This window comes from Fulvivirga imtechensis AK7 (genome assembly GCF_000331535.1).
GTDB classification, from domain to species: domain Bacteria; phylum Bacteroidota; class Bacteroidia; order Cytophagales; family Cyclobacteriaceae; genus Fulvivirga; species Fulvivirga imtechensis.
Map to the genome: position 1 here is coordinate 1 of NZ_AMZN01000086.1, position 12,118 is coordinate 12,118.

Annotated in this window: 15 protein-coding genes; 12 read left to right on the forward strand and 3 right to left on the reverse strand. The window is 43.0% G+C overall.

Features of this window, described 5'->3' with window-relative positions; genetic code table 11:
- Positions 1-1,050: RHS repeat-associated core domain-containing protein (locus tag C900_RS28835; protein WP_245558473.1), on the forward strand; the 1,050-nt coding region annotated here is incomplete at its 5' end.
- A complete protein-coding gene (locus C900_RS22775; protein ID WP_040497357.1) occupies positions 1,051-1,479 on the forward strand; it encodes a hypothetical protein in 429 nt (142 codons plus the stop codon).
- 60 nt (positions 1,480-1,539) lie between these two features.
- Here C900_RS22775 and C900_RS22780 read toward each other — a convergent pair whose 3' ends face one another.
- Positions 1,540-1,887, reverse strand: coding sequence for a helix-turn-helix domain-containing protein (locus tag C900_RS22780; protein WP_009582633.1), 348 nt, complete (start codon positions 1,885-1,887; stop codon positions 1,540-1,542).
- 115 nt (positions 1,888-2,002) lie between these two features.
- On the opposite strand from C900_RS22780, the gene C900_RS22785 reads away from it, so the two are divergent.
- The 8 genes from C900_RS22785 to C900_RS22825 all read left to right on the forward strand — a co-directional run bounded on the left by C900_RS22785 (position 2,003) and on the right by C900_RS22825 (position 9,422).
- A complete protein-coding gene (locus C900_RS22785; protein ID WP_040497358.1) occupies positions 2,003-2,200 on the forward strand; it encodes a SymE family type I addiction module toxin in 198 nt (65 codons plus the stop codon).
- On the forward strand, positions 2,190-4,862 hold the full coding sequence (locus C900_RS22790) for a CHC2 zinc finger domain-containing protein (RefSeq protein ID WP_009582635.1): 2,673 nt from the start codon (positions 2,190-2,192) through the stop codon (positions 4,860-4,862). Before C900_RS22785 ends, C900_RS22790 begins: the two co-directional genes overlap by 11 nt.
- A 149-nt stretch (positions 4,863-5,011) precedes the next feature.
- The gene (locus C900_RS28840) at positions 5,012-5,920 is read left to right on the forward strand and encodes a tyrosine-type recombinase/integrase (protein ID WP_009582636.1); all 909 of its coding nucleotides are present in this window, start codon (positions 5,012-5,014) and stop codon (positions 5,918-5,920) included.
- A 124-nt stretch (positions 5,921-6,044) separates the two neighbouring features.
- The gene (locus tag C900_RS22800; protein ID WP_009582638.1) at positions 6,045-6,782 is read left to right on the forward strand and encodes a tyrosine-type recombinase/integrase; all 738 of its coding nucleotides are present in this window, start codon (positions 6,045-6,047) and stop codon (positions 6,780-6,782) included.
- Between the two features lie 913 nt (positions 6,783-7,695).
- A complete protein-coding gene (locus C900_RS22810) occupies positions 7,696-7,962 on the forward strand; it encodes a hypothetical protein (RefSeq protein WP_009582640.1) in 267 nt (88 codons plus the stop codon).
- A 60-nt stretch (positions 7,963-8,022) separates the two neighbouring features.
- Complete coding sequence (locus tag C900_RS22815; protein WP_009582641.1) at positions 8,023-8,169, forward strand: hypothetical protein; 147 nt, start codon at positions 8,023-8,025, stop codon at positions 8,167-8,169.
- Positions 8,170-8,171: 2 nt separating this feature from the next.
- Entirely contained in the window at positions 8,172-8,858 is a 687-nt protein-coding gene (locus C900_RS22820) for a hypothetical protein (RefSeq protein WP_083867562.1), read from the forward strand.
- Positions 8,859-8,990: 132 nt separating this feature from the next.
- A complete protein-coding gene (locus C900_RS22825) occupies positions 8,991-9,422 on the forward strand; it encodes a hypothetical protein (RefSeq protein WP_157494144.1) in 432 nt (143 codons plus the stop codon).
- Here C900_RS22825 and C900_RS22830 read toward each other — a convergent pair.
- A complete protein-coding gene (locus C900_RS22830) occupies positions 9,419-9,754 on the reverse strand; it encodes a helix-turn-helix domain-containing protein (RefSeq protein ID WP_245558474.1) in 336 nt (111 codons plus the stop codon). The genes C900_RS22825 and C900_RS22830 overlap by 4 nt on opposite strands.
- Before the next feature lie 16 nt (positions 9,755-9,770).
- Between C900_RS22830 and C900_RS22835 the strand changes: the two genes are divergently transcribed.
- Together C900_RS22835 and C900_RS29480 are read left to right on the forward strand one after the other, a co-directional pair.
- Positions 9,771-10,127 carry a hypothetical protein gene (locus C900_RS22835; protein WP_040497362.1) on the forward strand — a complete coding sequence of 119 codons (357 nt, stop codon included), beginning with the start codon at positions 9,771-9,773 and terminating at the stop codon, positions 10,125-10,127.
- A gap of 2 nt (positions 10,128-10,129) precedes the next feature.
- Complete coding sequence (locus tag C900_RS29480; RefSeq protein ID WP_245558476.1) at positions 10,130-10,252, forward strand: hypothetical protein; 123 nt, start codon at positions 10,130-10,132, stop codon at positions 10,250-10,252.
- Between the two features lie 515 nt (positions 10,253-10,767).
- Here the strand turns inward: C900_RS29480 and C900_RS22840 are convergent.
- Positions 10,768-12,117 (reverse strand): RagB/SusD family nutrient uptake outer membrane protein, encoded by a 1,350-nt coding sequence (locus C900_RS22840; RefSeq protein WP_040497372.1) that lies wholly within the window; start codon positions 12,115-12,117, stop codon positions 10,768-10,770.
- Position 12,118: the final 1 nt, after the last annotated feature.

Genomic DNA, 12,118 nt, shown 5'->3' on the forward strand with positions numbered 1-12,118 from the left:
AAGGCAGGATTTGTGTATGTTTATATCAGCAGCGAAAGTGCTGCCACCCACTGGGTATATTTTGATGACATGAAGGTGACCCTAAATGAGAGTCCGGTGGTGCAGGAGGATGATTACTACCCATTCGGACAGACTTTTAACTCCTACAACAGAGTCACTGCGGAACGTAACAAATACCTCTATAACGGCAAAGAGAAAATTGATGCACTTGATTTGGGTTGGTACGATTATGGGGCTAGGAATTATGATGCCTCAATAGGAAGGTTCTTTAATCAAGATAGATTTGCGGAGAAATATTTATCTCTCAACCCTTATCAATACACGGCCAATAATCCGATTCTTTTTGTTGATATAAATGGTGATTCAATTCGCATTAGTCATAAAAAACAAGAATTGACATATCTTATAAATAAGGACGGCACAAGTTCAGTTCTAGATAAAAATGGCAATGCTTATAATGGGAAAAAGAATAAAAAAGGCCAATATAAAGGGTTCGTTGGAAAAGTTCAGCAAGGACTTGATGATATTCGCAATGGTGGAGATTCGGGAAATGGTTTAGTCACTGCCCTTCATGACAATGCTAGAGATGTAACAATAACTAGCGGCACTAATGAGACGGAATTTAAAGGTCAAAATATTACTGTTTCATGGTCTTCTGGAAATACTTCGGGTGGTCTAGATATTAACGGCAGTTCAAATAGACCGGCCTTTATTGGTCTGGGGCATGAACTTGCTCATGCATATGATGGATTAGATGGTCAAATTGCGCCAGGCACGTGGTATACAAATTCTGGAGGACAGCAAATTAATAATGGGGAAAAATTTGCCTCGCATGTAGAAAACACATTGAGGAGTGAGAATGGATTAGCACTAAGGCAATGGTATGGTGCTGCGGGTGAAGGTCGGATTTTGCAAAATGGAAGTAATACTCAAAGTGCAGTTCATTATAACATACGCAAGCGTAGTTATACCTTACCAGGAGGAAATATCCAGAGACAGCAATCTATTAAAACTCCATTTACTTATGGAACACATAAAATGAAGTACTAAATGACAAAATGGTTAATTCTTTTTTCAGGTTTTTTGATTAGTTACTCTTATGGTCAAAGTTTAGCCCAAGAGGTGAAGACTGATCATTCAAGGCGAGAAGCAGTAATTTTTGGTAGTGACTATAAAGATATATTAATAGTTCCCAAGGAATATGACAGATTTACCCCAGATATAACACAAATCAACTCTGTTGAGCGTGTTCTCTGTAAATCAATTCAAGGATTTAGAAATAACTTTCGTCAGTATGTAGGATATATAAATACAGAATCTGACTCCATCATTTTAGTTAGTATCCTGTCTAAAAAAGTCATTAAAAAGAATCAGGAATCCTGGAAAAGGGAGTTCATTTATGGTTTGGGTGATTTTTATGAGAGAAATCAGAGAATAATTTATTATAACTTGTCCGAAAATAAAATATTAAAACTATAGTAGGTAAGTTACCACCGTGACATACAGAACATAGAAGCCCTTGCATTAATGCAGGGCTTTTTACTTAGTAGCGTAAGCTCTTCGGGTTTTAGCATCCCTAAGAATGGCATCGAGACTAAACAAAACACACCTTCTTTCTTCCTCGTCCAGATGATTGATATCCTTTAGCCTCTGCAGCATAGTAGGGTCTTTAAAAGTATCACCTTCCTCTACTTCACCAAGCAGATAACCTACGGTAGTATCCAGTAGAGAAGCCATTTTCTTGGCCACATCAATACTGGGGATCATCTCATCCCGTTCATACCGTCCGATTACAGAATGAGAGGTGCTTAACTCGTTGGCCAGTTTTTGTTGCGAGAGACCTTTTTCCTCTCTGCATTCCCTTAATCGTTTACCGAAAGACTTCATAATAGGTACTTTTAAAGTTCAATAAACCCTTTAAAAGACGGGTTTTCGCAAAAATACGGTACTTAAACGATAGATAAAAGTCTGAAACAATTAGGGTTCAATAAAAAATATTTTCATGAAGAAACAATCATCGAGAAAGGTCAAACTACAGTCTAAGCACAGACAACTTGCTTGGGGAGATCAAAAGATAGTGCCAGAGCTACGGGTAAACGGAATATGGTTGGAGCAGCACGGATTTAAACCCGGTGGTCAGGTGGAAATAACAGTGACCCAAAACGAACTCATCATCAAACCAATTGTTCATGGAGATTAACGAGATCAAACAGCACTTCACTATCCTGGACATCGCAGACCGTTTAGGTATCCAGGTGAACAAACAGGGTAAAGCCCATTGCCCGTTCCATGATGATAAAACCCCCAGCCTGCAGTTCAGCAAAGAGAAGAACATAGCCACCTGCTTTAGTTCAAGGTGCAGTGCCGGCACAATGGACATTATCGGGCTAACGGAAAAGTACCTGAAAGTAAGCACCCATGAGGCCATCATGCAGCTAAAAGAATGGACAGGGTCGGTAGCACCGACAGGCAATAATGGAAAAACTACAACAAGTTCAGAAATGGAACAGATCGCCATCCTGACAAAAGCCTTCCATTACTACGAAAACGGAATCAGGACAAGCAGAAAGAGCAAAGAATATTTAGACAGCCGGGGACTGATCCAGACCACGCCAAGCAGACAAGGCACAGAAACAGGCTTTAACAGTGGCAACTTCCACGCAAGGGCAAACGAGAGCTTAAAAGCTACAGCATTAAAATACGGACTGATCTATGAGAGCATCGGCAACAGTGGTGGTTACTCAGCTTTTGCAAAGAATAGCCTGGTGTTCCCCCTGAAAAACAAGGACAGGAAAATCGTTGGCCTGTACTTCCGTTCTCTCGATGAAAAAGCAGTCAGCAAACATTTATACTTAAAAGACAGAAAAGGACTTTACCCACAGTACCCCAAGCCAGAAACTACCAAACTAATTTTAACAGAAGCGATTATAGATGCCGCTACCTTACAGCAAATCCCGGGGATCACAGCAGAATATGAAATACTTGCCTGCTATGGCACCAACGGACTGACAGAGGAACACACCAGGGCAATCCAATCACTGGCCAGCCTGCAGGAGATTACGTTTTTCTTTGACGGAGATCCCGCAGGATCTGCAGGCGTGGAAAAGCAAAGTGAAAAGCTCCGGGAGCTGCGTCCGGACGTGAAGATCTATCACGTAGAAACCCCTAAAAACGAAGACGTGAACAGCTTGTATGTAGGCCATCAAGAGAAAGCGGAAGAACTGTTTAAGCACTTACTGAAAGGGAGAAAGCTTTTATCCTCAAATGAAATAAAAAAGGAAGTTCAGAAACCAGAGCCAACAACACAACCAGTTCCCAAACAATCCAAGCCACCCACAGCAGGAAAGTTCGATACATCGAACCCGCACAAGATCAGTTACTTTACTGACATAGCCCATTACTATGTGAAAGGCGGATTACGGCAGGAGCTTGACAGCCTGCGGGTCAGCCTGGTGATCGAGGCAACCCACCAAACGGCCAATTACCAAAAATACCGGAACAAACTTGACCTTTACGAAAACAAACAGGTGGAAAGGATCGCCAGGGAAGCAGCAGAAAAATTAAGCCTGCGGGCTGATCTGGTAGAGCTGGACTTGCACAGGCTTACCGATCAGTTGGAAGACCACCGGGACAAACAAATGGATAGCAGGGAAACAGGCAGGCCCAAAGTGATCCTGGACAACACCGTGACCAGCCAGTGTAAAGCTTTCCTAAGCAAACCCGACCTGATCAAACGCTTTAATGAACTGATCGGAAAGGCGGGTGTAGTGGGAGAAGAAAACAACCGGATATTTTTGTTCTGCATCGCTGCATCCAGCAAAATGCCGGACACACTTCACGCTTTAATACAGGGTAGTTCCGGCAGTGGCAAAACCCACCTGTTGGTGAAGATCAGCAGCTTTATCCCGGACGAAGATGTGAAGCGGTTCACCAGGGTAACGGACAGCAGCTTTTACAACTACGGCATGTACGACTTGCAAAACAAACTGATCTGCTTAGAGGATCTGGACGGGATGAAAGAAGAAGCACAGTTGGCATTTAGGGAATTACAGAGCAGGGAAATGTTATCGAGCAGCACGAGCGGCCAGGATGAAAAAGGCAATATCAGGTCTTTTGAAAAGATCGTTTACGGCCCGATTGCCTCCATGGCCTGCACCACCAAAGGGGAAATCTACGAAGACAATATGAACCGCTGTTTTTTGATCGCAGTGGATGAGACCCACGAACAGACAAAAAATATCATCCGGTACCAGAACCGGAAAGCCTCCGGCAAGATCGATGGAGCAGAAGAAAAACGGGTGACAACCTTCGTCCAAAACTGCATCAGGATGTTAAAACCGTGCCAGGTGATCAACCCTTATGCGGACAAAGTGCAACTGCCGGAAGAAGCCCACAAGATCAGGCGGTTAAATGACCTCTACCAAAGCTTTGTAAAGCAGGTTGCCCTGATGAACCAGTACAGGCGAAAGAAAGACCAAAAAGGAAGATTGATAGCCGAGAAAGAAGACCTGCAGGTGGCAGCCGAAATCATGTTTGAAAGCATCATCCTGAAAGTGGACGAACTGGACGGGAGCCTGCGGCTCTTTTACGAAAACCTAAAGCAGTACGTGAAAAGCAAAGGCGAATCCTACCAGTCTTACAGCTTTGGCCAAAGGGAGATCCGGCAGGCGCTGCACTTGAGCAAAACCCAATTGCACCGCTATATCAATGACCTGTTAAGCCTGGAATACATCCAGCAAACTGGCGGATATGCCAACCGGGGCTATCAGTACAAAATAACCTGGTGGGACAATATCGAGGCACTACGGGCGAAAGTAAAAAGACACCTGCAAGGACAGCTTGACCAACTTGAAATTTTATAAAGCTTGTGTTCCAAATGCATGGAACGCCAGATGGAACGCCAGAAAAAGTAAAAATCGTTGAATACAGCCATTAGAGGCTCTTTATAAGCCTGGCGTTCCGTGTTCCAGAAAAATGCGAGGGGTACCTCCCTTCAAAAGTTGAATGAAAAATGAAGCACCTACCAATTTTTAACAAAGAGTACAGGAAGTTACTAAAAGACTTTGGCGTGTACCTGGAAAGGATGGGTTACAACAAAAACACCCAAAGCATGCTACCATCCTGCCTGCAGGAGTTCTTTTACCGGATGGAGCAGCAAGGCATAAACACCCTTGACCAGCTCACACCGGGACTTATACGAAAACACTACGAGTACTTAACAGAAAGACCCAACCGCACCCGTCCCGGAGGACTAAGCGACAGCATGATCAACCACCACATGTACGCCCTGAAAACCTTTATCAACTATCAGCAGGAAAGCGGGAACATGCACACCAACCCTTTTAGTGTACTGAACTTCCCCAAAGTGAAATGCCCGCCCAGGCAAGTGCTGACAATAGAGGAAATCAAAGCACTGTACAATGCTTGTGAGAATATGAAAGACAGGGCAATGCTTGGGCTGTTTTATGGTTGCGGGTTAAGAAGATCGGAAGCAATGAAACTGAATATTATTGACATCAACTTTAAAAGCCAGCTGCTCTACGTGCGGTCAGGAAAAGGCAGGAAAAGAAGGGTCGTTCCCCTGACCGATCAGGTAAAAACCGATCTGCAAAACTACTATCTGTATGAAAGAGGGCTACAGGTGAGAGAGATTACCAAAGACAACCAAAATGCCTTCATATTGAACAGACACGGCAACAGGATGGTAGAATACTGGAAAAGGTTAAAATACCTGGTGAAACAAGCAGAACTACCCGAGCAGATCAGCCTGCACCACCTGCGTCACAGCATTGCCACGCATTTACTGGAGAGTGGGTTAAGTATCGAACAGGTCAGGGACTTTTTAGGCCACCGTTACCTGGAGAGCACACAGATATACACAAGAATAAGCAAGCAATATTTAGCCAGCCAAACGGTATGAAGGAAGACTTAAAAACTTACCTGCTTAAAGAGCATACACCACCAACAGTCAAAATCTACTTGCGTGACATCCGGATTTTTTTGGACTACATGACTGAAGAAAAAGCACAAACAGCCACAAAGACATGATGCAGTATGTGGATTACCTCAGGAAACAATATCAAAACCCTAAAACCATTAACCGGATGTTGTACGGTGTAAAAGCCTGGTACCACTGGCTAATCCATACCGGAAAAAGGAACGACCACCCTTGCAGGTACTTAACCCTGAAAGATGCCAAATACGAAGATATCCAGTTGCAAGACTTATTTACTTCAATAGAATTAGAACAGTTGATGGAAAGGAAAGAACGCTATGAAAGTGTACGGATCAGGAACCAGGTAGCCATCAGTTTATTGATCTATCAGGGTTTGCGATTAACAGAAGTTGAGCAGTTAAGAATACAGGATATTGACCTGGAAGCCGGGATGATCTACAGCAAAGGCATGGCGAAAACCTTACCAAGAACCTTAAAAATGAAACCCCAACAGATCATGCTTTTTTACAAGTACATCCACGAAATACGGCCAAAGATCATCAGTGAAACGACCAATCAATTAATACTCAATATCAGAGGAAAAGCAATGTCAGCAGACAGTATCAATTACCTGATCGAGACGTTTAAAAACTACTTCCCGGACAAAAACCTGAATGCAAAAACCATCCGCCAAAGCGTGATCGCCAACCTTTTAAAAGAAGGAAAAGACCTAAGGGTAGTCCAGGTGTTTGCAGGACATAAAAACCCAACATCAACAGAGAAATACAGGCAAACGGGGTTGGAAGAGTTGAAGGCTGCCGTGTTAAAATATCATCCATTAGGTTAGGAGAGGTCAGTGCGCACGCCTTATGGGCGTGAAGAAAGTGTGTGCAATCCGAACGTTTGGTACATTTAGCGGTGTTCAGTCGTTCAGGTGCATAGCTTCCCGCTCCGGCCATACCGCACAAATCCCCAGCTATGCACCCTCTCTACCTTCACGGGCTGTTCTCCTTGCAGGTCAACCGTTCCGGCCAACGCTTCACCTGCAACCACAGCCCAGAGTTAATCCGCATCTACCGCCCATATCCCTGTAGCGCAGGCCGGGCAAGCTGTCCGGGAACACCGGACGACCCGAAGAAAAAAGCAAATCCACGCACCGTAAACCGCTCCACAAGTAAAATGATACCGTGATTATTGTCTGATAAAATTGCACTCCTGAAAAAGGAGAGCAGAAAGCGGTATCACCATATCATTTTACTTGCTCCGCTATTTAGCCGACCCGCAAGGCCGATTTGCTTTTTTGCCGACCCTTCTTTGCCCTACTTCCTGCACACAGGTCTATGGGGTGCGGTCAGCGCACAGTCAGCCCCCTAATATGTGTGTTCCAAATAAAGTTTAGCGGTAGATCAAAGAGAGTACCCCGAATGAAAATTAATGCAACCATGAAGGGCATATTAGTGTGCTGCCTCTTGCCCACGCATGCGGAATCACCCCCAAACCCCCGATCATGGGGGCTTTTTCCAGCCGCACAAGGCCGGGACAGTGCTAACCTTCCGCTCTGGTAACATCCTGCCCCGATTGAGTGCAGTGGTTCGCTTGAATCATTTTTTTGAAGAATAAATGCCGCACAAACCCACACACGGCCAAAGCTTTTATCCTTCAAAAAAACGTTTTTACCCTACTTCGATGGCTTAATGTTAAGTTTATGTTAAGTCTCAGGAAATCTAGGAAAAACATTGTCAACCCAAGTATTTAGAAATATGAATAAATATCAAATAACAGTTCGAAAAAGCTCTGTTGGTTCAGCGGGAGGTTGGATAGCAACAGTAGCAAAACAGTATGCACCCAAAGGTGCAAAGTCGTCAGTAGCACTCGGGGAGAGTGAAATCTATGCAACTAAGCAGGAAGCCTGGACAAGTATCCAGAAACGAGTTGAGAAGCTCGACTTTGAGGGGAATGAAGTTCACTTTAATAGCGAAAAAATCAACTCGTATGAAGAAGTCCAGCAAAAAGTGGAAGCGTTATAGTGATTGCCTCTTGGGTTTACCAAGAGGCATTTTTACCTTCAACTGAAAAACTCAATTGAAATGAAAAAATGCCTATCTTTAGGGCTTGCCGTTGAAGGCAAAAAAGTTCTTTTAGCTGGTGTGTTGGAAGTGGTTTTTGAGTTGAAAAAGGTTGTAAGGGTTCTTAGAAGCATCTTTATCAAGGTAAGGAATGGCAGACTGATTTAGATATTAATCTTTACGATTTTGAGTGGAGACAATATGATCCTGCTTTGGGTAGAACTCCTATTTTAGACCCTCATGCTTATAAATATTCTAGTCTTAGCCCTTATAGCTGGGCTGCTAATAATCCGATAAGTATAATTGACCCAGATGGTAGAGACATTATCATTGGGGCAAATAGTGTTACGTTTACTGGTTCAGATGCGCAAGCTGCTTTCTCAGCGTTAAAAAATAGTTATAGTTCCAAAGGCCCTTGTGAAGGAGCTGATTGTGATAAGAAAAAAGAAGGAGGTGGAGATGGTAAAATAGCTCTTGTGGGAGTTCCAGTTGTTAACGGTTTGGAGAAAGTGGCCACAGAAACTATAAAGTCAAGAGGTAAAGCTCTTTTTAGTTTTGCTTTAAAGACTTTTGGGTTAACACTATCTTTCGTATTAGAAAGTGAAGATGCTGGTAGAGGTTCAGCTTTTGTGAACCGTTTGTCTGAAGATGAAGAAGACAGGCTTTACGAGTTGCAGAATAAGAGCATGGCAGAAGGTTTGGATCAATCCGAAGAGTTGGAGTATCAAGAGCTATTAGATACGAAATATCCTTATGGAGATCCTTTTGAGCAAAGTTTTGAAAAAATGCGACAGGGTAATAATCAGAAGAAGAACCAAGAGGTGACATCTTTATATAAAGAATTTTGGTATTACTGATAAAGATACCCAAAGAAAAATCCATGATATGATTACTGGTAAGAATTTATCCAGAGATGAAATTAAAAAAGTGATTAAAGATTATTTAGGCAAATGATGAACAATCAGGACTTTCACAAAGTGCTTAGCTCGATGTCAAATAAAAGAGTACTAAAAGTTAATGCTGGAGGGTCTACGGGATCAATTTTCAGTTTAGATATTGGTGACGAGTTGATTAAGGAGGAAAGAGGGGGGCAAACTTTTTATCAAGGCGAATGCCTATTAATGATTTACTGTTCATGGAGGTTATTCGATATTCATGGTAAAAAACCTGTTACTGGTTGCCATGAAAATAGTGATCTGAATGGTTCAATGACTCTAGGGTTAAAGAGCCTTTTAGATGATACCGTAGAGAAAGTATTATTGACCTCTTTTTATGATATATCCGTTGTTTTTAAAAGTGGGAAGATCCTATCAGTTTTTTGTGATCTAACACCCTATGTCGATGAAGAAACCAATTGGTTTTTTGGGCTTCAAGGGAAATATTATTCTATAAATAACAATCTTCAACTAGTTGAAGACTAGCTAAAACAACAAAGCCTTGCAGGAATGCGGGGCTTTTTTAATATCAGAGCATATTGATTTTGGTAGCCTTGATAAAATGATCTACGGTAAGCAGCAGGCATTCCTTTTCCTTCTCGGGCAGGCTGTTGATATCGATAAACCGCTGCAGCATTTTTTTGATCCTTGAACAGTTCTTCCTCAGTCTCTCCGAGCAGATAACCTACAGTAGTATCCAGTATTTTGGCCAGCTTCTTTGCGGCCTCAATGGAGGGCTTCATCTCATCGCGTTCATACTTGCCGATAGTAGTATGGGAAGTATTGAATATTGTAGCCAGCTCTGTGCAAAATCTCATTGAAATCCCAAAAAGTGTGTCCCAATATTGGAACAGGTACCTCAATGGAAACATCCTTTCGCTGAAGCGCCAGGCGCATAACGCTGACTTCCGCACTATTGATGCAGTGCAATACAATACACCTACACCATGGCAACCAGTTGTCAGCCGTAGCCAATGCCGCAGCCTGGGAAGGCTTGCCGATAAGAACCCAACTGGCACAGAAGTTACTTCCGTGACATACCCACAAAACATGTCAGGCCAGGTCAAAAATGAAATTAGTAAAGGTAAAAACAAAAACCCAACATCTTCGAATTTTTTGTTCAGAACAAATGACACTTCGACCATCACTCCTTTCCTCGCTGTGAAAAAAATGGTGACGAGTTTCCGGTAGAGATAAGTCTTAGCCCGCTCGAAACCGAGGAAGGGCGGTGGGTTTCTGCAGCCATAAGAGATATCACTGAACTTAAAGCCCACTTAGCCCAGCGCAAACAACGAAAAAGAGAGATATTTTCTTAGCCAGATTTGCAACCTCCTACGACCCTTCTTTAAATCATCTTCCTCTTCTTGTCTCGCCTCCTATTCACAATTTCGCCCACTTTGCGAGTCACAGACTCTGGTATCCTTTTTTAAGCACAAGTCACAGACTTGCGCTAGTGAAGTTCAATGATTCCCGTCAAGCCAACATGTAGTAGAGAAAAATTCAGATCCATAGCTCAGAATGAAGATTACTTCGGCAACAGCTCTTTTCCTAAAGGAGCCCGGAACCTAAGCCTGGAGACAGGTGCGTCTCCGTTTACACGATAAATTTAACTGGAGCTTTTCCCTGGCTACTGGCGCGGCCTGAGCTCAGACTTCTAACCTGATCATGAAGATCCCGCTCTGGCGCATGCTTTATTTGTCAACTGCTTTTGCCTGCTTCTTTAACGGCAATCCATCGTAATTACAGACAGACCTACCCTACAAAAAAAAAAGAGCCATCAGATATACTGACAGCCCTTTCTCACCTAAACAAAAAAATATGCTAAAAACAACTAATATCCTTTATTCTGCACCATGGCAGGATTTGCATCTACTTCTGACTCCGGGATAGGAAATGCAAGCTTAGTTGAACCATAAGGTATGCCAGATGCTCCAAAAGTCTGTCCCGGATCTACATATGGAATACCGCGACCATAACGGGTCAGGTCAAAGAACCGGTGTCCCTCCATTGCAAGTTCTTTGCGTCTTTCAAGCAGTAGGTTGTCAACAGTAGCCTCGGCATAAGGGCTTGCATTTCTTGCCAGAGGAACCACGTTTAAAGCCTCCAGAGCATTAGCAGCATCCTGATTAATTAATGCTTCCGCATAATTGAGCAATACTTCTTCATATCTGATCACGAATACATGATCAGTATAATCAGGTGAATTATATTTACCGGTAACTCGAATGGTTCCTCCATTATTGGTAAACAAAGCTCTGCGAACGTCTCCGGCCTCGTAAACATTGTACAGGTCAGTGGTTACTTCAATGTCTCCATAAACGGTGTTTTGCAAAATGAAGAACAATCCGTTGATACCCTCGTTATCTGCACCTGTATAAGCAAGTTCGAAAACAGAGCTGGATGATCCTTTACCGGGATTTCCTGTGGCACTTATAGCGAATAACCCCGAATCAATAACCTTTTTAGCTGCAGTAGCAGCCTTACTCCACTCTTTCGTATACAGGTAAAGCCTTGATTGCAGGGCTAATGCAGCCCATGAAGTCATAAAAATAGGCGAGCTGCCATCCAGTTCCTGCTTCATTTTATTTTCTGCTGCTAACAGGTCTGTTTCTACCTGATCCCACACCTTGTCTACAGCCGCTCTTTCAGGATAAATGTTGTCATCCAAAAACTCCGTAATAATAGGAACGCCCATATTATTTCCTCCGGTAACATGCTGTTGACCATATAGTCTTAAAAGGTCCATATATGCCAAAGCTCTGATGGCATGAGCCTGTCCTTTAACGTACTGAACTTCATCACTGTCATTATTTTCAACCTCAGCGCCAATGATAATATTTGCGCTTGATATCACCTGGTAAATTCTTCTCCACGTGTTTCTGGGATAAGCATCAGCAGCATTTACCGCAAATTGGGCTGGTTGAACAAAACGTCCCGAGTTCGCATTACTAAAGGCATTGTCTGATCGTACATCAGCGAAAATAACATAGTCTCTGCCATAGTAATCGGAGGTATTCATCCGGTCGTAAGCTCCAAGGATGAGTCCTTGCAAGTCTTCCAACGTGTTAACACTGGTGGTCACTTCTTTATCAGAAGTAACCTCCGGCTCCAGAAATTCTTTGCTGCAGGATGTCCATGCAAGAGATATCAGGAGTATATAGAATATTTCAAATCGTTTCATA

Excerpts from the sequence above, each read along its gene's own strand:
- C900_RS22840 (WP_040497372.1), bottom strand. The coding sequence starts at position 12,117 with ATGAAACGATTTGAAATATTCTATATACTCCTGATATCTCTTGCATGG.
- C900_RS22830 (WP_245558474.1), bottom strand. The coding sequence starts at position 9,754 with ATGAGATTTTGCACAGAGCTGGCTACAATATTCAATACTTCCCATACT.
- C900_RS22825 (WP_157494144.1), top strand. The coding sequence starts at position 8,991 with ATGTCAAATAAAAGAGTACTAAAAGTTAATGCTGGAGGGTCTACGGGA.
- C900_RS22775 (WP_040497357.1), top strand. The coding sequence starts at position 1,051 with ATGACAAAATGGTTAATTCTTTTTTCAGGTTTTTTGATTAGTTACTCT.
- C900_RS22815 (WP_009582641.1), top strand. The coding sequence starts at position 8,023 with ATGAAAAAATGCCTATCTTTAGGGCTTGCCGTTGAAGGCAAAAAAGTT.
- C900_RS22785 (WP_040497358.1), top strand. The coding sequence starts at position 2,003 with ATGAAGAAACAATCATCGAGAAAGGTCAAACTACAGTCTAAGCACAGA.
- C900_RS22780 (WP_009582633.1), bottom strand. The coding sequence starts at position 1,887 with ATGAAGTCTTTCGGTAAACGATTAAGGGAATGCAGAGAGGAAAAAGGT.
- C900_RS22790 (WP_009582635.1), top strand. The coding sequence starts at position 2,190 with ATGGAGATTAACGAGATCAAACAGCACTTCACTATCCTGGACATCGCA.
- C900_RS28840 (WP_009582636.1), top strand. The coding sequence starts at position 5,012 with ATGAAGCACCTACCAATTTTTAACAAAGAGTACAGGAAGTTACTAAAA.
- C900_RS22810 (WP_009582640.1), top strand. The coding sequence starts at position 7,696 with ATGAATAAATATCAAATAACAGTTCGAAAAAGCTCTGTTGGTTCAGCG.
- C900_RS22800 (WP_009582638.1), top strand. The coding sequence starts at position 6,045 with ATGATGCAGTATGTGGATTACCTCAGGAAACAATATCAAAACCCTAAA.